We start from the raw sequence: 21,545 nt of genomic DNA, 5'->3' as shown, positions 1-21,545 counted from the left end.
GCGGGCCCGGTACCGCGTGAGGGGCGCGCCATGCCCAACGCGGGCCTGAGAGTGCGTGAGAGGGGCGCTCCGGTGCCTCACTGCGCGCCGGGGCGCACCAGTCCGCTCTCGTACGCGTAGACCGCCGCCTGCACCCGGTCCCGCAGGCCCAGCTTCGTCAGGACGTGCCCGACGTGTGTCTTGACCGTCGTCTCGCTCACGAACAGTTCCGCGGCGATCTCCGCGTTCGACAGACCCCGCGCGACCAGCTTGAGCACCTCGAGCTCGCGCTCGGTGAGCGTGTTCAGCGCGTCCGGCACCGGCTCGTCGCCCGACGGGAGTTGCCCGGCGTACTTGTCGAGCAGCCGCCGCGTGATGCTCGGCGCCAGCATCGCCTCGCCCGAAGCCACCACCCGGATCGCCTGCACCAGCTCATTCGCCGGGGCGTCCTTGAGCAGAAAGCCGCTGGCTCCCGCCCGCAGCGCCTCGACCACGTACTCGTCGAGGTCGAAGGTGGTCAGTACCAGCACCTTCGCAGGGCCGTCCCGCCCGGGGCCGGTGATCTGACGGGTGGCCTCGACGCCGTCCATCCGCGGCATCCGGATGTCCATCAGCACCACGTCGGGCTGCAGGGCCCGCACCTGGTCCAGCGCCTGCAGGCCGTCGCCGGCCTCACCGACGACGGCGAGGTCCTGCTCGGCCTCCAGGATCATCCGGAAGCCGGTGCGCAGCAGCGGCTGGTCGTCGACCAGGAGAACGCGGATCGCCACAAGGCACCTCGAATTCGTCGGCGGTTCGGCTAAGCCTGCTCCATTCTGCCCTGCACCGGAATCACAGGAAGCGGGTAGGTCGGGGGAGTGCCACCGAACTCCGGGCAGAAGGCCTGGTGGTCGCACCAGTCGCACAGCTTGCTCGGGCGGGGCCGCCAGTCGCCGGTCTCGGTCGCACGCTTGATCGCCTCCCAGAGGGCGTGCAGCTTGCGCTCGACGGCCCGGAGGTCGTCCTCCACCGGGTCATAGGTCAGCACGTCGCCGCTGCCGAGGTAGACGAGCTGGAGGCGGCGGGGGACCGCGCCGCGCAGCCGCCACAGCACCAGCGCGTAGAACTTCATCTGGAACAGCGCACCGGAGGCGTACTCGGGACGCGGCGCCTTGCCGGTCTTGTAGTCGACGATCCGTACGTCGCCGGTCGGTGCCACGTCGACCCGGTCGATGATGCCGCGCAGGGTCAGACCCGACTCGAGCTCCGTCTCGACGAACAACTCGCGCTCCGCGGGCTCCAGACGCGTCGGATCCTCCAGCGTGAACCACCGCTCCACGAGCCGCTCGGCCTCGCGCAGCCACTGCGTGAGGCGCTCCGCCGGGCCCGGGGCGGTACGAACCTCCCGGGCGGCTGGGCCGCCCGCAGGCGGGTTCCCGGCGCCTTGGCTCGCGGCGTCACCGGCTTCGCCGCCCCCGGCCTCCGGTGTTCCGCCACCCTCTGTTGTCGGGGCCCCGTCGCCGTCCCCGGCCGCACCGCCGCTCCCGTCCCCCGGATCCGTCCCGCCGAAGAGCTCCGCCAGCTCCGGACGGGCCTCCAGCAGCCGCTCCCACTCGCCCGCGACCATCGCGCGGGCCCGCTGCGCCGTGCGGTCCACCGCCGGATCGTCGAAGAGCCTCTCCAGTACCGCGTGGACCAGCGTCCCGCGCGTCGCCGCCTCGCTCGGCTTCTCCGGGAGCCGGTCGATCACCCGAAAGCGGTAAAGGAGCGGGCAGGTCATGAAGTCCGAGGCGCGCGACGGCGACAGCGACGCGGGCCGCCCCGCGGCGGGGCCCTCGCCCCCGGACTCTTCGCCCCCGGCCTCCTCGCCGGGCTTGACGACTCCGGGCTCCACGGCGGCGGGGTCCTCGCCGGGTGTCGCCGTGCCGGGCGCATCGGTGCTGGTTCCCATGGCTCACGACCCTATGGCCCGTCACTGACACCAAGCCGCATACCATCGACGTCAGGAGCCCTCGCCCTGCATGATCGTGGGATCGCACGAAGCCGACGCGCAGCGGAGCCAGGGCCGTGAACGGGCGGTTTTCACACGAGGGGACACCTGACACCGTGGACGAGAGCGGCGAGAGCGGGAAGCCGCAGCGCCCCCGCGAGAGCGGCGGCGGTCTCCTGATGGGCCGTCCCTTCGGCGTGCCGGTCTACGTCGCCCCGAGCTGGTTCCTGGTCGCCGCCCTCATCACTTGGGTCTTCGGCGAGCAGCTCGGGCGTGTCCTGCCCGAACTCGGCGGCCTGCGCTACCTCGTCTCGCTGTTCTTCGCGGTCGCCTTCTACGGCTCCGTGCTCGTCCACGAACTGGCCCATGTCGTCGCCGCACTCCGCTTCAAGCTGCCGGTGCGCCGCATCCAGCTCCAGTTCTTCGGCGGTGTGTCGGAGATCGAGAAGGAGTCCGAGACCCCCGGCCGGGAGTTCGTCCTCGCCTTCGTCGGACCGCTGCTCTCCCTGGTCCTCTCCGGCGTCTTCTACCTCGCGATGCAGTCCGTCGAGCCCGGCACCGTCCCCGGTGTACTGCTCGCGGGGCTGATGATCTCCAACCTGATCGTGGCTGCGTTCAACCTGCTGCCCGGACTGCCGCTCGACGGCGGCAGGATGCTGCGCGCCGTGGTCTGGAAGATCAGCGGCAGGCCCATGACGGGGACCATCGCCGCCGCCTGGACGGGCCGTGCCCTCGCCGTCACCGTCCTGATCGGCCTGCCGCTGGTCACCCAGACGGGCCTGCTGGGCCGGAACACCGAGGAGATCAGCGGCGTCGACACCATCATGGACGCGCTGCTGGCCGCCATCCTCGCGGCGATCATCTGGACCGGTGCGGGCAACAGCCTGCGCATGGCCCGGCTCCGTGAGCACCTGCCGGACCTGCGGGCCCGGGCGCTCACCCGGCGTGCCGTGCCCGTCCAGTCCGACACCCCGCTCTCGGAGGCGCTGCGCCGGGCGAACGAGGCGGGCGCCCGCGCCCTCGTCGTCGTCGACGGACAGGGTCAGCCGATGGCGGTCGTCCGGGAGGCGGCCATCGCGGGGGTCCCCGAGCACCGGCGTCCCTGGGTGGCCGTCAGCGGCTTGTCCCAGGAGCTCAAGCCGGGCATGCGGGTCTCCGCGGAACTGTCGGGCGAGGAACTGCTGGACACCCTCCGCACCACCCCCGCGACCGAGTACCTGGTGGTGGAGGAGACGGGCGAGATCTACGGGGTGCTGTCCACCGCCGATGTCGAGCGGGCGTTCGTCGCGGCGATGGCGCGGCCCTCCTCGTAACGTCCGCCCCCTCGGCGGCCGGACCCGCGTGCGCGGCCGGACACCGTGGGTACGGGGGCGGTCAACCAGCCCGGTACCCTGTTCGCATGTCCGAACCGACCGGTGCCGCCCGCCGTCGCGGGCCCTTCCAGGTCGGGGACCAGGTCCAGCTCACCGACCCCAAGGGACGCCACTACACCTTCACGCTCGAGGCAGGGAAGAGCTTCCACACCCATAAGGGAGCCTTCCCCCACGACGAGCTGATCGGTGCTCCCGAGGGAAGTGTTGTCCGTACCACGGGGAACGTCGCCTACCTCGCGCTGCGTCCCCTGCTCCCCGACTACGTCCTGTCCATGCCGCGCGGCGCTGCCGTGGTCTACCCCAAGGACGCGGGGCAGATCCTGGCGATGGCCGACATCTTCCCCGGCGCGCGCGTCGTCGAGGCGGGGGTGGGATCGGGCTCGCTCAGCATGTTCCTGCTGCGTGCCGTCGGCGACCAGGGCATGCTGCACTCCTACGAGCGCCGGGCCGACTTCGCCGAGATCGCCGCCCAGAACGTCCGCCGCTACTTCGGCGGTGAGCATCCCGCGTGGCAGCTCACCGTCGGCGACCTCCAGGACAACCTCTCCGACGCCGATGTCGACCGTGTCATCCTCGACATGCTCGCACCGTGGGAGTGCCTGGAGGCCGTCTCCAAGGCGCTCGTCCCCGGCGGCATCCTCTGCGCGTACGTGGCCACCACGACCCAGCTCGCTCGCACGGTCGAGGAGATCCGCGAGCACGGCACGTTCAACGAGCCGACCGCGTGGGAGACCATGGTGCGCACCTGGCACGTCGAGGGCCTCGCCGTACGCCCCGACCACCGGATGATCGGCCACACCGGGTTCCTGCTGACCGCCCGCCGCCTCGCCGACGGCGTCGAGCCGCCGCTGCGCCGCCGCCGGCCCGCAAAGGGCGCGTACGGCGACGACTACACGGGTCCGGGCAGCGGCAGCGGCTCCCGAGCCGAGTGAATCCAGCGGCGGAGCCCGGCCGGCCGGTTCGCCCGATCCGCTGAGCAGCCCCGGTCACACCCACAACACCCAAGCGCCGCCGCCGACTTCCCGCCCGGGAGGCCCGGCGGCGGTGCTGTGTGCGGGGGCACCGTACGCGCGGGCACCCGGTCGTTCCGGCCGGGTGTGAGATGTGGCACGATGCTGGCCACCCCCCGTCGCCTCAGCTTTCACAGGAGACAACCCGCGTGCAGCCCTCTGCAGGCCAGGACCTCCCGCACACCCGCGCCCGCCTCGTGCACTGGGTCACCACCGCCGCGGCGCTCGCCGCCGTCGTGGGCGGCTCGGCGCTGCTGCAGCCGGCCGACGCCGTGGCCAAGCCTCCGGCGGGCGCCTCGGCCCCGTCCCGGCCGGCCGAACCGCTGCCGCGGGGCGGCCCCGATCCGGAGAAGGCGGAGTACCCGGTCGATTGCGGGCCGGAGAGGGTGGAGGTCGTACGCCAGGGCTCGGGCGACCTCGACGGCGACGGCCGCGAGGAGACGGTCGCCGTGGTGCGCTGCAAGGCCGGCTTCGGCACCCCGCCCAACGGCATCTACGTGCTGGCCCACCCGGCCTCGGGCAAGGGCTCCCCGCGGATCGTGGAGACCTTCCTCGACCCGAAGGAAGGCATGAACGTGTCGGACTTCGCCGTCCGCGGCCGTACGGTCTCGGCGACCCTGCTCGGCTACTCGTCAAAGGACGTGCCGAGGTGCTGCCCGGATCAGCAGCGGAAGGTCGAATGGCGGTGGCGCGAGGGGAAGTTCAGGCTCAGCGCCCTCCCCGTCGCGGGGAGTGTCTGAGGCGTCACTCAAGGTCGCTTCGTCATTCGGCGTCGGGGCCGTAGACTTCAATTTTGTCCGAAATCCGACGTACATGAATACAGTCGCCGGGACACTCCTTTGCGGAGTCGACGACGTCCTGGAGCAGCGGGAGCGGGACGGGCGTTGTGGCACCGGGCTCCGCGAGGAGCTCGCCCTCTTCGTCCTCCGCAGCCGGTCCCTTCACATAGGCCAGGCCGTCGATGTCGAGCTCGAAGACCTCGGGCGCGTACTGCGCGCAGATGCCGTCACCGGTGCACAGGTCCTGGTCGATCCACACTTCCAGTGCCTCGTTCTGTGCGGACATCTCCCCTGCCGTTCCTGTGCCTATGCGGACCAAATGAAGCCAACCCTGACGGGTGTTGACCGACTCGACGATACAACCGCTCGCTTTCGGATGTTGTTGGGTGGGTAAGCCACTGGCGTGGGGACGTACGCAAGGGTGAAGATCAGACACACCCCGACCGTCTTTGTGATCTAGGGGTTTCAACCCGCACCTGCACAGGTAGGGTCAGGAAGCGTCCAGCTCCCCTTGGAGGAGGTGAGGACCGTGGCAGCCCACGACGACGACATCAACCGCGGCATCCGGCCCGGACGTGGTCCAGAGGACCCGGCGGGACAGGTTGCCTATCTCGAGCAGGAGATCGCCGTCCTGCGGCGCAAGCTCGCCGACTCTCCGCGTCATACGAGGATTCTCGAAGAGCGGATCGTCGAGCTGCAGACCAATCTGGCCGGAGTCTCAGCGCAGAACGAACGACTTGCCAACACGCTGCGTGAGGCGCGGGACCAGATCGTGGCCCTCAAGGAGGAGGTCGACCGGCTCGCCCAGCCGCCGGCAGGCTTCGGGGTATTCCTGCAGGCGAACGAGGACGGAACGGCCGACATTTTCACGGGAGGCCGGAAGCTCCGCGTGAATGTCAGCCCGAGCGTCGAGCTCGATGAGCTCCAGCGTGGCCAGGAGGTCATGCTCAACGAGGCGCTCAACGTGGTCGAGGCCATGGAATTCGAGCGTGCCGGGGAGATCGTCACCCTCAAGGAGATCCTCGAGGACGGCGAGCGCGCCCTGGTGGTCGGGCACACCGACGAGGAGAAGGTGGTGCGGCTCGCCGAGCCGCTCCTGGACGCCACCATCCGGTCCGGCGACGCCCTCCTGCTCGAGCCCCGCTCCGGCTACGTCTACGAGGTCGTGCCCAAGAGCGAGGTCGAGGAGCTGGTCCTCGAAGAGGTCCCGGACATCGACTACGAGCGGATCGGCGGTCTGGGGAACCAGATCGAGCTGATCAGGGACGCGGTCGAGCTGCCGTACCTCTACCCGGACCTGTTCAAGGAGCACGAACTGCGGCCGCCCAAGGGCGTGCTGCTCTACGGTCCGCCCGGCTGCGGCAAGACGCTGATCGCCAAGGCCGTTGCCAACTCCCTTGCCAAGAAGGTCGCCGAGGTGACCGGGCAGCCCGCCGGCAAGAGCTACTTCCTGAACATCAAGGGCCCCGAGCTCCTCAACAAGTACGTGGGCGAGACCGAGCGGCACATCCGCCTGGTCTTCCAGCGCGCTCGTGAGAAGGCGAGCGAGGGCACCCCCGTGATCGTCTTCTTCGACGAGATGGAGTCCCTCTTCCGTACCCGAGGCTCCGGTGTCAGCTCGGACGTGGAGAACACCATCGTTCCGCAGCTCCTCGCGGAGATCGACGGTGTCGAGGGTCTCGAGAACGTGATCGTCATCGGTGCCTCGAACCGTGAGGACATGATCGACCCGGCGATCCTGCGGCCCGGCCGTCTCGATGTGAAGATCAAGATCGAGCGTCCGGACGCGGAGGCTGCCAAGGACATCTTCGCGAAGTACCTGGTCCCGAAGCTGCCACTGCATGCCGACGACCTGTCGGAGCACAACGGCTCGAAGGAAGCCGCGGTCGACGGCATGATCCAGTCGGTCGTCGAGCAGATGTACGCGGAAACCGAAGAGAACCGCTTCCTCGAGGTCACATACGCGAATGGCGACAAGGAAGTCCTGTATTTCAAGGACTTCAATTCCGGCGCCATGATCCAGAACATTGTGGACCGGGCGAAGAAGATGGCCATCAAGGCATTCCTGGACCATAACCAGAAGGGTCTGCGGGTCTCCCATCTGCTCGCCGCTTGTGTGGACGAGTTCAAGGAGAACGAGGACCTGCCGAACACCACCAACCCGGACGACTGGGCCCGGATCTCCGGAAAGAAGGGCGAGCGGATCGTCTTCATCCGCACCCTTGTCACCGGAAAGCAGGGCGCGGACACCGGTCGGTCCATCGACACGGTGGCAAACACCGGCCAGTACCTGTAAATGGCAGTCCGGCTGCGGATGCCCCTGGCCGGGGGCGTCCGCAGCCGGGTGCGTTTTCGGTGAGAATGATCTCCCAGTGACCGCATCGGCGTTCTAGGCTCTTCGGTACCGCCGAGTCTCGGCGCAGTGCGAGGTCGGGCGCACCGCATACGCATCGAGAAGAAGCGGTACTTGAGCGCTCACCCCATCCGGGGGGCAGCGCCGGGCAAGGAGGGCCGCATGACCGTACGGCGAGTAATGGGTATCGAGACGGAGTACGGGATCTCCGTCCCCGGTCACCCGAACGCCAATGCCATGCTCACCTCGTCCCAGGTCGTCAACGCTTATGCGGCGGCGATGCACCGGGCGCGCCGCGCCCGCTGGGATTTCGAGGAGGAGAATCCGCTGCGGGACGCCCGCGGCTTCGACCTCGCCCGTGAGTCCGCGGACACCAGCCAGCTCACCGACGAGGACATCGGTCTGGCGAATGTGATTCTCACGAATGGCGCCCGGCTGTACGTCGACCATGCCCATCCGGAGTACAGCGCCCCCGAGGTGACAAATCCGCGTGACGCCGTGCTCTGGGACAAGGCCGGCGAACGCATCATGGCCGAGGCCGCCGAGCGGGCCGGCCAGGTCCCCGGCGCCCAGCCGATTCACCTCTACAAGAACAACACCGACAACAAGGGCGCCTCCTACGGCACGCACGAGAATTACCTGATGAAGCGGGAGACGCCGTTCTCCGACATCGTGCGGCACCTGACCCCGTTCTTCGTCTCGCGCCAGGTCATCACGGGCGCCGGCCGGGTCGGCATCGGCCAGGACGGCCACGACCACGGCTTCCAGCTCAGCCAGCGCGCCGACTACTTCGAGGTGGAGGTGGGGCTGGAGACGACGCTCAAGCGGCCCATCATCAACACCCGGGACGAGCCGCACGCGGACGCCGAGAAATACCGCAGGCTGCACGTGATCATCGGGGACGCCAACCTCTCCGAGATCTCCACGTACCTCAAGCTCGGTACCACCTCGTTGGTGCTCTCCATGATCGAGGACGGCTTCATCGCCGTCGACCTGGCCGTCGATCAGCCCGTCCGCACGTTGCACCAGGTCTCGCACGACCCGTCCCTCACCTCTCTGATCACGCTCCGCAGCGGCCGGACACTCACCGCCGTACAGCTCCAGATGGAGTACTTCGAGCTGGCCCGCAAGTACGTCGAGGACCGGTACGGGGCCGACGCCGACGAGCAGACCGTGGACGTCCTCACCCGGTGGGAGGACGTACTCAACCGCCTGGAGCGCGATCCCATGAGTCTGGCGAACGAGCTGGACTGGGTGGCCAAGCGGGAACTGCTGGAGGGCTACCGGCGGCGTGACGGGCTGGACTGGGACGCGGCCCGGCTGCATCTCGTCGACCTGCAGTACGCGGACGTGCGCGCCGACAAGGGCCTGTACAACCGTCTGGCGGCCCGGGGCCGGATCAAGCGGCTGCTGGACGAGGACGCGGTCGAGAAGGCCCGTACGAACCCGCCTGAGGACACCCGGGCCTACTTCCGCGGCCGGTGCCTGGAGCAGTACGCGGACGACGTCGCTGCCGCCTCGTGGGACTCGGTCATCTTCGATCTGCCGGGCCGTGACTCCCTGCAGCGGGTTCCCACGCTGGAGCCCCTGCGCGGCACCCGCAACCACGTCAAGGAGCTCCTCGACCGCTGCCGCACCGCAGAAGACCTGGTACGCGTGCTGTCCGGTGGCTGATTCGCGGCTGAAACGGTGCCGATGCGGGAATCATCGGAGTGGCCCACAGACGTTGCAGCAACTACAGGGCCGATGTCGGACCCCGGTTGTAGGGTCTGATCTTGACCGATCGATCTGTGTCGGGCGAACCGAGCGGGGTGAGGGATATGGCGACCAAGGACACCGGCGGAGGCCAGCAGAAGGCGACGCGCTCCACGGAGGAGGTCGAGGAGACCGCGCAGGACGCACAGGCCTCCGAAGACCTCAAGGAGCGACAGGAGCAGCTGTCGGACGACGTGGACTCCGTCCTCGACGAGATCGACGACGTCCTCGAGGAGAACGCAGAGGACTTCGTTCGGTCTTTTGTACAGAAGGGCGGTCAGTAAGACCGTTGGCATCCGTCCCGCGTCCTCTCGGAGGGGGCGCGGGACGGATGACATTCACGGCCCTGGGTAAGGTCCCGTGCAGACCAAGATCTTGTGGAAGGAACCGCGTGGAAGCCAATACTCGCAGCACAGGGCGCCTGCCGAATGCCTTCCTGACGCCAGGCTCCGCTTCGTTCATGGACTTCCTGGGCGACCATTCGCCGGAACTCCTGCCGGGCAACCGGCCCCTGCCGCCGGTTCACGGCGCGATCGAGGCGCCGCACGGCACGACGATCGTCGCCACGACGTTCCCCGGAGGCGTGGTCCTGGCCGGTGACCGCCGCGCCACGATGGGCAACATCATCGCGCAGCGCGACATCGAGAAGGTCTTCCCTGCCGACGAGTACTCGGCGGTGGGCATCGCCGGGACGGCCGGTCTCGCGGTCGAGATGGTCAAGCTCTTCCAACTCGAACTGGAGCACTTCGAGAAGGTCGAGGGTGCCCAGCTCTCCCTGGAGGGCAAGGCGAACCGGCTGTCGACCATGATCCGCGGGAACCTGGGGATGGCCCTCCAGGGCCTGGCCATCGTTCCGCTCTTCGCAGGCTGGGACGTCGACCGCGAGAAGGGCCGGATCTTCTCGTACGACGTGACCGGTGGGCGCTCCGAGGAGCACGGGTTCGCGGCGACCGGCTCCGGCTCGGTCTTCGCCCGCGGCTCCCTCAAGAAGCTCTACCGCGAGGACCTGACGGAGGAGCAGGCCACCACCCTGGTCGTCCAGGCGCTGTACGACGCGGCAGACGACGACTCGGCGACGGGCGGCCCCGACATGGCTCGCCGTATCTACCCGCTCGTCACGGTCATCACCGACAAGGGCTTCCGGAGGCTCACGGAACCCGAGTCCTCCGAGATCGTCCGCGCCATCCACGAGCGTCGGCTCGAGGAGCCGGACGGCCCCCGGGCCGCGCTGCTCTGAGGCGACGGCGACCCGCGGAATGACCTTGTCACTGACAGAAAGGGACGGATAGCCGGTGTCGACGCCGTTCTATGTCTCACCCCAGCAGGCCATGGCCGACCGCGCCGAGTACGCCCGCAAAGGCATCGCGCGCGGCCGAAGCCTCGTCGTACTGCAATTCACCGACGGCATCGTGTTCGTCGGCGAGAACCCGTCCCGTGCGCTGCACAAGTTCAGCGAGATCTACGACCGCATCGCGTTCGCGGCGGCGGGCAAGTACAACGAGTACGAGAACCTGCGGATCGGCGGTGTCCGCTACGCCGACCTGCGCGGCTACACCTACGACCGGGAGGACGTCACCGCTCGCGGACTGGCGAACGTCTACGCGCAGACGCTGGGCACCATCTTCTCCAGCGCCGGCGAGAAGCCGTACGAGGTGGAGCTGGTCGTCGCCGAAGTGGGCGAGTCCCCCGAGGGCGACCAGATCTACCGCCTCCCGCACGACGGGTCGATCGTCGACGAGCACGGCTCCGTCGCGGTCGGCGGCAACGCGGAACAGATCAGCAGCTTCCTCGGTCAGCGCCACCGCGAGGGGATGACCCTCTCCGAGGCGATCGAGCTCGCCGTCCAGGCGCTCTCCCGCGACAGCAACGGCGGGGAGCGGCAGTTGACGGCGGATCAGCTCGAGGTCGCGGTCCTGGACCGTACGCGGCCGCAGAAGCGCAAGTTCCAGCGCGTGGTCAGGAGCCGGCTGGCCCGGCTCCTGGGGTCGGAGAGCAGCGCGGAGGAGTCCTCACCGACGGATGCTGTCGAGGATGTCGAGCTCGAGGGGGACGCGGGTTCGGAGACGGAGCAGTAGCCCGGCCCGCAACTCCCTTGGTGCATGGTCCCGCGCCCCGTTCGGAAACTGCCGGACGGGGCGCGGGACGCTTCGCGAAGACCCGGTGAGCTGTCCGCGGACCCGCGTGCGGGGTGCGAAGCCTGCCCCGCATTGCACGGGAGAACGGGAGACCCTGCGCGCGTCTCCCGAAGCGCCGCGTGCGTCCCGCGATGCCCGACTGCCTCTCCCGAAGGCCCCGCGTGCGTCCCGCGACGCCAGACTGCGTCTCCCGAGGCCCTGCCCGCCGGCCTGCTGAGGCTCAGGACGCGGCCCGAGCCGCCGAGCGGCGGCGCATCAACTCCACCGGCACAGCGGCACTCTCGGCCTCGCGCCCGTCGAGCACCGCCAGCAGCGCGGCCATCCCGCGCGCACCCACCTCCTCGGCAGGCAGCCGGACGGTCGTCAGCTCCGGCTCCACGGCCGTCGCCAGCGCGAGGTCGTCGAAGCCGGTGACGGAGACGTCCTCCGGCACCCGCAGTCCGAGCCGCCGTACCGCCTTGCAGGCGCCGGCCGCGAGGATGTCGTCGTCGCAGATCAGCGCCGTGGGGCGCGGTCCGGGGCGCGAGAGGGCGTGTTCGGCCGCCTGCCGCCCCGCGTCCACCTGCAGTTCCGCGGACTCGCGGCGCACGACCGCGTCGGGGACGGCCCGCATGACCTCGTCCAGGGCGGCATGCCGTACCCGGAAGGTCCAGGAGTCCACGGCCGAGGCGATGTGCACGAAGCGCCGGTGGCCGAGGGCGAGCAGGTGCTCCGCCATCAGCCGCATACCGCCCGCGATGTCGAGGTTCACGGTGGCCGCCGCAGCGGTGTCGGCGGGATCGCTGTCCAGCATCACCAGCGGCAGCCCGCCGCCCCCGCGCATGACCGCGAGCGCTTCCGCGGCCATCGAGGAGGCGATCACGCCGTCCAGCGCGGCCCGGGCCGAGTCGAAGGGGTCCCGCGCCGGGCCCACGCCCTCGGGGGAGGGGTAGAGGACCACGCCAAAACCGTTCTCGGCGGCCACGCGGGCGGCGCCCGTGTAGACACGGGCGAAGAACTCGTTCGTCAGGGCCGGCACCACCAGCAGCGCCGTCCGGGTGCGGCCGAGCCGCAGATTGCGGGCGGCCAGATTGGGGCGGTAGCCGAGCCGGTCGGCGGCGGCGCGGACCGCGTCGGCCGTGGGCTCGGAGACCCGGCCGCGCCATTTCTCCCCGAGCACGAGGGAGACCGTGGCCTGCGAGACCCCGGCGGCCCGGGCCACGTCGCGGCTCGTCGTGCGTACGCCCGTGGGGGCGTCCGCGGCCTGCTCCGCGCTCCCGGGCTGTGGCCCTTCGGCGCCCTGGTCGCGTCGGCCGGTCCGGAGCCGCGTCGCCCGTCCGGGTGACGGTTCGTCGTGCTTCACGTGGCGCCTCCGCCGCATCTCGTGGCCCGCCGGTATCCGGCAGTCCCCTCGGCTTTCCGGTGGACCTGCGGACAGCATCATGGTACGTATGACGGGTCGACGTTATACGTAAAACCCGGTGCCGTACGAAGGGCGCCGGAGGAAGGGGGCGGGTCCATGGCTTCCGGCTACGCGGAGCTGCTACGGGCGCGGCATGCGGCGCGCCTGCTCACCGGGACTCTGGTCGGGAGGCTGCCGAACGCCACCGGGCACATCGCCATCGTGCTCTTCACCCGCGCCGAAGGCGGCAGTTACAGCCTCGCCGGTGTGCTCGCCGCCGTGTACGGCCTCGCCACCGCCGTCGGCCAGCCGCTGCTCGGGCGAGCCGTGGACCTCCGAGGGCAGCCCCGGGTCATGCTTCCCGCAGCTGTGCTCTCCGCCCTCGGCATGGCGCTCTTCGCGACCGTCGGCCTGGAGCCGCTCCCCGTGGCGTACGCCGCGATGCTGATGGCCGGCTTCTTCACCCCGCCCCTGGAGGGCGGCCTGCGGGCCCTGTGGCCGAGCGTGCTGAAGCGGGAGGACCGCGTCCACACCGCATACGCGCTCGACGCCGTGGCGCAGGAGGTGATGTTCACCGTCGGACCGCTGCTCGTCACGCTCCTGGTCGCCGTCTGGTCCGAAGCCGCCGCGCTGCTGGTGATCAACGTGCTCGGTGTGCTCGGCGCGCTCTCCGTGGTCGTCTCGCCGCCGTCGCGTACCTGGCGCTCGGCGCCGCGCGAGGCGCACTGGCTCGGCGCGCTCCGTTCGCCCGGCCTGCTCGCCCTCCTCGGCGCGTTCTTGTTCGTCGGGATGGCGCTCGGCTCGATCACCGTGGCCGCCCTCGCATACGCGGACGACCACGGTGGGGACACCGTCTACGGCGTACTGCTCGCCGGTCTCGGCCTCGGCGCGCTGATCGGCGGGGTGGCGTACGGGGCCCGGCAGTGGACCGGCGCCCCGGAGAGACGGCTGCGCATCCTCATCGGCCTGCTGGCGCTCGGCTATCTGCCGCTCGTGCTGACCCCGGGCACCGTCCCGATGGCCGCACTGAGCGTGCTGTCCGGTCTGTTCCTGGCGCCCGCCCTCGCCTGCGCGTTCGTCGTCGTCGACCGGCACGCGCCGAGAGGCACGGTCACCGAGGCGTTCTCGTGGCTGGTCACGACGTTCACCGTGGGCGCCTCCCTCGGAACGGCCGTTGCCGGGCCCGCCGTCGAGCTCAGCGGGACGGGCGCGGGTTTCGCCGTCGCGGGTGCCGGTGGGCTCACCGCGATGCTGGTCCTTCTCGCCACCCGGCGGGTTCTCGCAGTTCCCGCTCCGGAGAGCGGTGCGGGGGCGCCGGTGGAAAATGATCGAAACGCTGCTCGGGAACCCGGTTTGGGAGCAGGCCATCAGGCGTAATGTTCAGTCATGGACCGCCGCATCTTCGGGCTGGAGAACGAGTACGGCGTCACGTGCACGTTCAGGGGACAGCGCCGACTGTCACCTGACGAAGTGGCGCGCTACCTCTTCCGCCGAGTCGTCTCCTGGGGCCGCAGCAGCAACGTCTTCCTGCGCAACGGCGCCCGCCTCTACCTCGACGTGGGATCGCACCCGGAATACGCAACACCCGAGTGCGACAACGTGATCGAGCTGGTCACCCACGACAAGGCGGGCGAGCGCATTCTCGAGGGCCTGCTCGTCGACGCCGAACGCCGCCTGCACGAGGAGGGAATCGCAGGCGACGTCTACCTCTTCAAGAACAACACCGACTCGGCCGGAAACTCCTACGGCTGCCACGAGAACTACCTTGTGGCGCGGCACGGCGAGTTCTCCCGGCTCGCGGACATTCTCATTCCGTTCCTGGTCACCCGCCAGCTGCTGTGCGGCGCGGGCAAGGTGCTGCAGACGCCGCGCGGCGCCGTCTACTGCGTCAGCCAGCGCGCGGAGCACATCTGGGAGGGCGTCAGCTCTGCCACGACCCGCTCCCGCCCCATCATCAACACCCGCGACGAGCCGCACGCCGACGCCGAGCGCTACCGCAGGCTCCACGTCATCGTCGGCGACTCCAACATGTCCGAGACGACCATGCTGCTCAAGGTCGGCGCCACCGACCTCGTCCTGCGCATGATCGAGGCGGGTACCGTGATGCGCGACCTCACCCTGGAGAACCCGATCCGGGCCATCCGTGAGGTCAGTCACGACATCACCGGCCAGCGGAAGGTGCGGCTGGCCAGCGGACGCGAGGCTTCCGCCCTCGAGGTCCAGCAGGAGTACTACGAGAAGGCAGTCGACTTCTGCGAGCGGCGCGGCATCGTCAGCGGCACGGTCGAGCGGGTCCTGGAGCTCTGGGGCCGGACGCTGGAGGCCATCCGCACCCAGGATCTGGACCGGATCGACACCGAGATCGACTGGGTGATGAAGTACAAGCTGCTGGAGCGCTACCGCGCCAAGAACAACATCACCATGTCCCACCCACGTGTGGCGCAGATAGACCTCGCGTACCACGACATCCACCGCCGCCGCGGCCTGTACTACCTGCTGGAGCGGCGCGGCCAAGCGGCAAGAGTCTGCAACGACTTGAAGATTTTCGAGGGCAAGTCGGTGCCGCCGCAGACCACGCGTGCACGGCTGCGCGGTGACTTCATCCGTCGCGCGCAGGAGCAGCGCCGTGACTTCACGGTCGACTGGGTCCACCTGAAGCTGAACGATCAGGCGCAGCGCACGGTGCTGTGCAAGGACCCGTTCCGGTCCGTCGACGACCGTGTGGAGAAGCTGATTGCCGGAATGTGATCCACTGCCTGTGATTGGGTGTGATGCAGCACACACCCGCGGCTGTGCGCCGGAGTCCGAAGGGTTCCGGCGCACAGCCGTGTCAGACGCCCGTGCACTCCCGGCCACAGGTCGTACAGTGGCGGGAATGCCCGCTGACCCCCCTAGCCGAGTTGGACTGATGAAGCACACCAGGAACATCCGCCGCCTCGTCGCGGCGCTGGCCGTACCCGCCCTTCTGTTCACCGCCGCCGCGTGCGGGTCCGACGACGGTTCGTCGGACGCCGGAGTGGTCTCGGTGGAGGGCAAGGCGGGGGAGAAGCCCAAGATCTCCGTGCCCAAGGACGCCAAGGCCTCCGAGAAGCTCGTGAGCAAGACGGTCTCCGAGGGCTCCGGCGCCGAGGTGAAGAAGGGCGACCTGGTTCGCCTGGACTTCGCCGGCGAGACCATGAAGGGCGGCAAGACCCTCGGCAGCACCTGGGTCAAGCAGCCCGGTGCCGACCCGAAGGCCCCCCGCACCCAGGTCGTCCAGGAGCTCGGACAGCAGAGCCAGTCGCTGCCCGCCCCGGTGCTCGACGCCCTGGTCGGCAAGAAGGTCGGCAGCCGGGTCGTCGTCGAGGGCACCGCGAAGGCCCTCATCGGCAAGCAGCTCAACCCGCAGTCGGGGATCAAGCCCACCGACGGTCTCGTCTGGGCCGTCGACATCGCCTCCGCCGAGAAGCCCGACAAGAAGGCCGAGGCCAAGGGCGAGCAGGCCGCGCCGAAGGCGGGGCTGCCCACGGTGAAGGCGCAGTCGCAGAAGGCGGCCACCATCACCATCCCCAAGGCCGACAAGCCCAAGGACCTTCAGGAGCAGGTTCTGATCAAGGGCAAGGGTCCGAAGGTGAAGGCCGGTGACGGCCTGATCGTCCAGTACACCGGCGTGAAGTGGGAGGACGGCAAGAAGTTCGACTCCTCCTGGGACCACGGCGGCGCCACCGCGTTCCAGATCGGCACCGGCTCGGTCGTCCAGGGCTGGGACAAGGCGCTGGTCGGCAAGAACGTCGGTGACCGGGTGCTCATGGTGATCCCGCCGAAGCTCGCCTACGGCGCCACGCCGCAGAGCCCGCTGGCCAAGAACACCCTGGTCTTCTCGGTCGACATCGTCGGCACCGTGTGAGCCGAGTGATCGTCGTCTGCAAGACTGGCACCGTTTCCGACCAGATCCGTGTCTAGGAGCATCGCAGTGAGCATCGAGAAGCCCGAGATCGACTTCCCGGGCGGAGAGCCCCCGGCCGACCTGGACATCCAGGACCTCTGGGAGGGCGAGGGCCCGGTGGCCAAGGCCGGGGACAGCGTCTCCGTCCACTACGTCGGCGTTGCCTTCAGCACCGGTGAGGAGTTCGACGCGAGCTGGAACCGTGGCACCCCGCTCCGCTTCCAGCTCGGTGTCGGCCAGGTCATCCCCGGCTGGGACCAGGGTGTCCAGGGAATGAAGGTCGGCGGTCGCCGCCAGCTCGTCATCCCGCCCCACCTCGCCTACGGGGACCGCGGTGCCGGCGGCCGTATCAAGCCGGGCGAGACGCTGATCTTCGTCTGCGACCTCGTCTCGGTCTGACCCACCCGTCCCGGGTGGCCGCGGTGCCGTCCGGGAGCGACGCGACAGGCGTCAGCAGCGGACGCGAAAAGTGTCAACTGCGCGAGTGCCCACGCCCCTGCGGCGTGGGCACTTCGCTTTTGATGACCGTCCCGGGACCGGTACGGTCATCGGTGCGGGATCACAACGAGAAAGGGCGTCGATGGCCATTGCCAAGGCCGAGCGGCTGATGAATCTGGCCCTGTGCCTGCTCGGGACCAGACGCCCGCTCAGCAAGCGCGAGCTGCGCGGCTCGATCGAGGCCTACGTCGAGGCGTTCGGACCGGGGAACGGCGGCGCGGCCGCGGGCGTCGACGCCTTCAACCGCATGTTCGAGCGCGACAAGGACGACCTGCGCGAGCTCGGGCTCGTCATCGAGACCGTCGAAGGTGTCGACGGCGACACCGGCTACCTCGCCCGCCGCGACAGCAACCGCCTCCCGCCCGTCGCCCTCGACGCCGAAGAGGCCGCCGCACTCGGCCTCGCCGCCAAGGTCTGGCAGCAGGCCAGGCTCGCCGGGGCGGCCAGCGGGGCCCTCCAGAAGCTGCGCGCCGCCGGGATGCCGCTCGCCGAGGACCCGTACGAGATCCACAGCGCCCTCGAGCCCCGCATCCCCGTGCACGAGAGCGCCTTCGAGCCGCTCATGGTCGCCTGCCGCGACCGCCGCGCCGTCACCTTCGACTACCGGAAGGCCAGCGCCGCCCGCCCCGAGGCCCGGCACGTGGAGCCATGGACGCTGGAGTGCTGGCGCGGGCACTGGTATCTCGCGGGCTGGGACCGCGACCGGCAGGCCGAGCGCGTCTTCCGGCTCTCCCGGATCACCGGCCGCGTCCGTTCCCGGGCCGGCGCGTTCACCGCCCCGGTGCCCGACCACGTCACCGTCCGCGAGACCGTGGAGACCTGGGCGGGCGAGACCGCCACCCGCAGCGCCCGCATCCGGCTGCGTGCCGGATCCGGCTATCCGCTGCGGGCGCGAGCCCTGAACACCCGGTCCGCCGGGCACGGTTGGGACGAGCTGGAGATCCCGTACGGACACGGACTCGACGCCTGGCTCGTGGAGTTCGGCGCCGATGTGGTCGTACTCGACCCCGCGGAACTGCGGGCCGATGTCCTGGACCGGCTGCGCGCCGTGGCCAAGGGCTGAGAGGATCGGGCCGCCATGGCGACGAACGCGATCGACCAGACACGCCGGATGCTGTCCCTGGTGACGTACCTGCGCGAGCGCCCCGGCGCGCGCGTGAGCGACGTCGCCCGTGCCTTCGGCATCACCGAGGAGGAGCTGATCTCCGACCTCGACGTCCTGCCCATGTGCGGTACGAGCTTCCGCGGCGGCGATCTGCTCGACATCGACACCGACGGCGACCGCATCTGGTGGCACAACCCCGACGACGTGGCCGAGCCGCTCCGGCTCGCCGCCGACGAGGCGACCGCCCTGCTCGTGGCCGCCCGCGCCGTCGCGACCCTCCCCGGCCTGCGCGAGGGCGACCGGCAGGCGCTGCTGCGCGCCACGGCCAAGCTGGAGGCGGCGGCGGGCGAGGCCGCGGGCGCCAGCTCCCGGCTCTCGGTCACCTTCGAATCCGAGGGCGGGGTCTTCGCGGACGTCGACCGGGCCATCTCCGAGCGGCGGCGGCTGTGGCTGCGCTACTACTCGCCCGCCCGTGACGAACTCACCGAGCGGGAGGTGGACCCCATCCGGCTCTTCGCGGTGGGCCACACCTACATGGAGGCGTGGTGCCGTCTCTCCGAGGCGCGCCGCACCTTCCGGCTCGACCGCGTCGCCGAGATCGAACTGCTCGACGCGCCCGCCGACCCGCCGCCTGTCGAACTGCGCGATCTCTCCGAGGGGCTGGTCCAGCCCTCCGAGGAGGACCCCGAGGTCGTCGTCGAGACCGGTCCCGCCGGCCGCTGGGTCGCCGAGTACTACCCCCACGACAGCGCCGAGGAACTGCCCGACGGCGGACTGCGGATCACCCTGCGCACCCCCGACCCGGCCTCGCTGCGCCGGCTGGCACTGCGGCTCGGCCAGGACGGGCACATCACCTCTCCGCGGGATCTCGCGGAGAGTGCCAGGCAGGTGGCCTGCGACGCTCTCGCGGCATACGGCGAGTGAAGGGACTCGAGGCGAGGCATGGTGCCCACGGCAGTGATCTTCAAGGCCGCCTGCCCGGACTGCCGCGGCAGCTTCGAGCTGGCCTCCGATGCTCTTCGGCTGGTCCTCGGCGCCAGTAGCCGTACGACGTTCTACTCCTTCACCTGCCCGGACTGCGGCGCCGCGGTGCGCAAGCCGGCGGGCGAGCGGATCGTGGAGCTGCTCACGGGCGGCGGCGTCCGTACGCTGCGCCTGCACCACGCCTGAGGGCTGCGCTCCCGTATTCCCTGGCGGGTGCACGACGTCGGCCACGGCTCCGCCAGAGCTGCGCCTGGGAGTAGGATCCTCCGCCTCGCCCCCCGGCTACCGCTGGGAGGTGTCCTTCCACCGCATCCGGCGCCGCGCGCTGATTCACCCGAGATACGGGACAGCCCTGGCTGTCCCGTATCCCGCAGACGCACCACGGGTCCCGCGGATCTCCTGTGCATCACCGCGCTCCGCACACCGTCCGCGTAGGTGACCGGACCGTCCGCGCACGTGTCCGGGCAGCACGGCCACTAGGCTCGCCCTCATGCTCTGGCCCATGCTCGCCATCGCCCTCGGCTTCTGCGGAATCGCCGTGCTCGGAGTCCTCGCGATTCGCGTGTTCGTCGAAGTGCGGAGGCTGGCCCGCCAGGTCGCGGAGAGTTCCGACCGCATCACCCGCGCGGCGGAGGATCTCGAGCGGTCGGCGGTCCCGCTGGCCTCCACGGCGCGGGATTCGGCGACCGGGCGGATCGCACACGAGACCTGATGCGGTCTCCAGACGAGCCGACCTGGACGGTACGCTGCGGAGGAGCGGCCCGAAGAGCGAGGCGAGGGGCCGCAATCGGCCGTATGCACGGGCATTGCGGATCGTTTACCCCTGGGGGTTACGATCGCTGCCAGCACGGGCAGTCGGACACAAATCCGGCCGGTCGGGCAGGCCCACCCCAAGTCGCCTCGGTGAGAAGGTAAACGCTTATGTTCGGAAGGCTCGGACCTACCGAGATCATTCTCATCCTCGTGGTCATCATCCTGCTCTTCGGCGCGAAGAAGCTTCCCGACATGGCTCGCTCCCTCGGCAAGTCCGCCCGCATCCTCAAGAGCGAGGCCAAGGCGATGAAGTCGGAGGGCGGCCAGTCGTCCTCCGCGCCCGCCGACCCGCCGGCCGACCAGGCCCAGGCCCCGCACCGTACGATCCAAGCCGCTCCGGGCGACGTGACCAGTTCGCGTCCGGTGAGCGAGCCGACCGACCGTACGACCAAGCGCTGACCGGAGCCGATCGGGGCGGGCCGGCGCCGGTCCGCTGCACGAGATGAGGACGTGGGTTGCTCAAGTCCGCCCGCAATCAGGAGAGGGACCCCGAGGGCCGGATGCCCCTTGTGGAGCATCTGCGTGAGCTGCGCAACCGGCTGGTGAAGTCCCTGCTGGCCATCACGGTGGCCGCTGTCGTCGCCGCCTTCTTCTACGAGAGCATCATCGACTTCATCACCAAGCCGGTGCTGGAGGCGGTCGGTTGTGATCTGAAGTTCAGCAAACTCGCCCAAGCGGACAAGGGCACGACCTGCGCGAAGATCGTGATCATGGACCTGCTCGGTCCGTTCACGCTGGCGCTGAAGGTCTCGCTCATGGCCGGCGTGATCGCAGCCTCCCCGGTCTGGCTGTACCAGCTCTGGGCCTTCCTCGCGCCCGGTCTGCACCGCAGCGAGAAGAAGTACGCGCTGAGCTTCGTCGGCGCCGGTTTCCCGCTCTTCCTCATCGGCGGTTACTTCGCCTACCGCGTGCTGCCGACCACCGCGACGGTGCTCATCGAATTCACCCCGGTCGGCGTCGAGAATCTGATGCAGCTCGACAAGCTGCTCGACCTGGTGACCCGCATGGTCGTGGTCTTCGGCCTCTCCTTCGAGCTGCCGCTGCTGCTGGTGCTGCTCAACTTCGGCGGGGTCGTCACCGGCAGGCGCATGCTCGGCTGGTGGCGCGGCATGGTCATGGGCATCACGGTCTTCTCCGCCGTCATCACCCCCAGCACCGACCCGCTGACGATGATCGCGCTCGCCGCCCCCATCGTCGTCCTCTACTTCGCCGCGGTCGGGGTCTCGCTGGTCCACGATCTGCGCGCGGCCCGCGTCGCCGCGGCCGGACCGTCCGACGACGAGGCCTCGGAGCTGGACCTCACCCCCGAGGCCGTCGGGGAGATCGAGTCCGTGACGTCGCCGCCCGCCGCGCTGCCCGAGCAGGCGTCGGGCCGCGAGGTCAGCCATGGCAGCCTGGACGACGTGACCTGAGGGACGTCCCCGGCGCCGCCGTGTGAGGACGTGAGGTGAAGGGTGTGCGATGGAGACCGTCCAGGGTCTTCATC

General features: G+C 69.9%; 22 protein-coding genes. 18 read left to right on the top strand and 4 right to left on the bottom strand.

Annotated elements, in window-relative coordinates; genetic code table 11:
- Positions 1-77 precede the first annotated feature (77 nt).
- Together ACGFNH_RS07510 and ACGFNH_RS07505 are read right to left on the bottom strand one after the other, a co-directional pair.
- Complete coding sequence (locus ACGFNH_RS07510) at positions 78-749, bottom strand: response regulator (RefSeq protein WP_393652069.1); 672 nt, start codon at positions 747-749, stop codon at positions 78-80.
- A gap of 29 nt (positions 750-778) precedes the next feature.
- Positions 779-1,909 (bottom strand): RecB family exonuclease, encoded by a 1,131-nt coding sequence (locus ACGFNH_RS07505; protein WP_393652068.1) that lies wholly within the window; start codon positions 1,907-1,909, stop codon positions 779-781.
- A gap of 155 nt (positions 1,910-2,064) precedes the next feature.
- On the opposite strand from ACGFNH_RS07505, the gene ACGFNH_RS07500 reads away from it, so the two are divergent.
- The 3 genes from ACGFNH_RS07500 (at position 2,065) to ACGFNH_RS07490 (ending at position 5,071) form a co-directional block, all read left to right on the top strand.
- On the top strand, positions 2,065-3,261 hold the full coding sequence (locus ACGFNH_RS07500; protein WP_393652067.1) for a site-2 protease family protein: 1,197 nt from the start codon (positions 2,065-2,067) through the stop codon (positions 3,259-3,261).
- Between the two features lie 86 nt (positions 3,262-3,347).
- A complete protein-coding gene (locus ACGFNH_RS07495; RefSeq protein WP_393652066.1) occupies positions 3,348-4,253 on the top strand; it encodes a tRNA (adenine-N1)-methyltransferase in 906 nt (301 codons plus the stop codon).
- Between the two features lie 227 nt (positions 4,254-4,480).
- Positions 4,481-5,071 (top strand): hypothetical protein, encoded by a 591-nt coding sequence (locus ACGFNH_RS07490; protein ID WP_393652065.1) that lies wholly within the window; start codon positions 4,481-4,483, stop codon positions 5,069-5,071.
- A 22-nt stretch (positions 5,072-5,093) separates the two neighbouring features.
- Here ACGFNH_RS07490 and ACGFNH_RS07485 read toward each other — a convergent pair whose 3' ends face one another.
- Entirely contained in the window at positions 5,094-5,396 is a 303-nt protein-coding gene (locus ACGFNH_RS07485; protein ID WP_393652064.1) for a ferredoxin, read from the bottom strand.
- Positions 5,397-5,639: 243 nt separating this feature from the next.
- Between ACGFNH_RS07485 and arc the strand changes: the two genes are divergently transcribed.
- From arc to prcA, 5 genes are all read left to right on the top strand, one after another.
- On the top strand, positions 5,640-7,406 hold the full coding sequence (gene arc / locus ACGFNH_RS07480) for a proteasome ATPase (protein WP_393652063.1): 1,767 nt from the start codon (positions 5,640-5,642) through the stop codon (positions 7,404-7,406).
- Positions 7,407-7,625: 219 nt separating this feature from the next.
- On the top strand, positions 7,626-9,137 hold the full coding sequence (dop, locus tag ACGFNH_RS07475) for a depupylase/deamidase Dop (protein WP_393652062.1): 1,512 nt from the start codon (positions 7,626-7,628) through the stop codon (positions 9,135-9,137).
- A gap of 146 nt (positions 9,138-9,283) precedes the next feature.
- Entirely contained in the window at positions 9,284-9,502 is a 219-nt protein-coding gene (locus ACGFNH_RS07470) for a ubiquitin-like protein Pup (protein WP_393652247.1), read from the top strand.
- 107 nt (positions 9,503-9,609) lie between these two features.
- Positions 9,610-10,455 (top strand): proteasome subunit beta, encoded by an 846-nt coding sequence (gene prcB, locus ACGFNH_RS07465; protein WP_393652061.1) that lies wholly within the window; start codon positions 9,610-9,612, stop codon positions 10,453-10,455.
- A gap of 55 nt (positions 10,456-10,510) precedes the next feature.
- Positions 10,511-11,293, top strand: a complete 783-nt coding sequence (prcA, locus tag ACGFNH_RS07460; protein WP_393652060.1) for a proteasome subunit alpha — start codon at positions 10,511-10,513, stop codon at positions 11,291-11,293.
- Positions 11,294-11,573: 280 nt separating this feature from the next.
- Here the strand turns inward: prcA and ACGFNH_RS07455 are convergent, their stop codons facing one another.
- Positions 11,574-12,713 (bottom strand): LacI family DNA-binding transcriptional regulator, encoded by a 1,140-nt coding sequence (locus ACGFNH_RS07455; RefSeq protein ID WP_393652059.1) that lies wholly within the window; start codon positions 12,711-12,713, stop codon positions 11,574-11,576.
- A gap of 138 nt (positions 12,714-12,851) precedes the next feature.
- On the opposite strand from ACGFNH_RS07455, the gene ACGFNH_RS07450 reads away from it, so the two are divergent.
- The 10 genes from ACGFNH_RS07450 to tatC all read left to right on the top strand — a co-directional run bounded on the left by ACGFNH_RS07450 (position 12,852) and on the right by tatC (position 21,471).
- Positions 12,852-14,111 carry an MFS transporter gene (locus ACGFNH_RS07450; RefSeq protein WP_393652058.1) on the top strand — a complete coding sequence of 420 codons (1,260 nt, stop codon included), beginning with the start codon at positions 12,852-12,854 and terminating at the stop codon, positions 14,109-14,111.
- Positions 14,112-14,120: 9 nt separating this feature from the next.
- Positions 14,121-15,482, top strand: a complete 1,362-nt coding sequence (gene pafA / locus ACGFNH_RS07445) for a Pup--protein ligase (protein ID WP_393652057.1) — start codon at positions 14,121-14,123, stop codon at positions 15,480-15,482.
- Positions 15,483-15,642: 160 nt separating this feature from the next.
- Complete coding sequence (locus ACGFNH_RS07440) at positions 15,643-16,620, top strand: FKBP-type peptidyl-prolyl cis-trans isomerase (protein WP_393652056.1); 978 nt, start codon at positions 15,643-15,645, stop codon at positions 16,618-16,620.
- A 66-nt stretch (positions 16,621-16,686) separates the two neighbouring features.
- Positions 16,687-17,058 (top strand): FKBP-type peptidyl-prolyl cis-trans isomerase, encoded by a 372-nt coding sequence (locus ACGFNH_RS07435; RefSeq protein WP_393652055.1) that lies wholly within the window; start codon positions 16,687-16,689, stop codon positions 17,056-17,058.
- A gap of 181 nt (positions 17,059-17,239) precedes the next feature.
- Positions 17,240-18,220 (top strand): helix-turn-helix transcriptional regulator, encoded by a 981-nt coding sequence (locus ACGFNH_RS07430; RefSeq protein ID WP_393652054.1) that lies wholly within the window; start codon positions 17,240-17,242, stop codon positions 18,218-18,220.
- Between the two features lie 15 nt (positions 18,221-18,235).
- Complete coding sequence (locus ACGFNH_RS07425) at positions 18,236-19,186, top strand: helix-turn-helix transcriptional regulator (RefSeq protein ID WP_393652053.1); 951 nt, start codon at positions 18,236-18,238, stop codon at positions 19,184-19,186.
- 18 nt (positions 19,187-19,204) lie between these two features.
- Positions 19,205-19,432: a hypothetical protein gene (locus ACGFNH_RS07420; RefSeq protein WP_393652052.1), complete on the top strand. Its 228-nt coding sequence runs from the start codon at positions 19,205-19,207 to the stop codon at positions 19,430-19,432.
- A gap of 304 nt (positions 19,433-19,736) precedes the next feature.
- Complete coding sequence (locus ACGFNH_RS07415; protein WP_393652051.1) at positions 19,737-19,958, top strand: hypothetical protein; 222 nt, start codon at positions 19,737-19,739, stop codon at positions 19,956-19,958.
- Between the two features lie 209 nt (positions 19,959-20,167).
- Entirely contained in the window at positions 20,168-20,458 is a 291-nt protein-coding gene (gene tatA, locus ACGFNH_RS07410) for a Sec-independent protein translocase subunit TatA (protein WP_393652050.1), read from the top strand.
- Between the two features lie 56 nt (positions 20,459-20,514).
- Positions 20,515-21,471, top strand: coding sequence for a twin-arginine translocase subunit TatC (gene tatC / locus ACGFNH_RS07405; RefSeq protein ID WP_393652049.1), 957 nt, complete (start codon positions 20,515-20,517; stop codon positions 21,469-21,471).
- Positions 21,472-21,545: the final 74 nt, after the last annotated feature.

Origin of the sequence: Streptomyces sp. NPDC048639 (genome assembly GCF_043199075.1) — a bacterium.
Lineage (GTDB): Bacteria > Actinomycetota > Actinomycetes > Streptomycetales > Streptomycetaceae > Streptomyces.
Note: the sequence above shows the minus strand (reverse complement) of the source record. Positions and strands in the feature narration are given on the sequence as shown.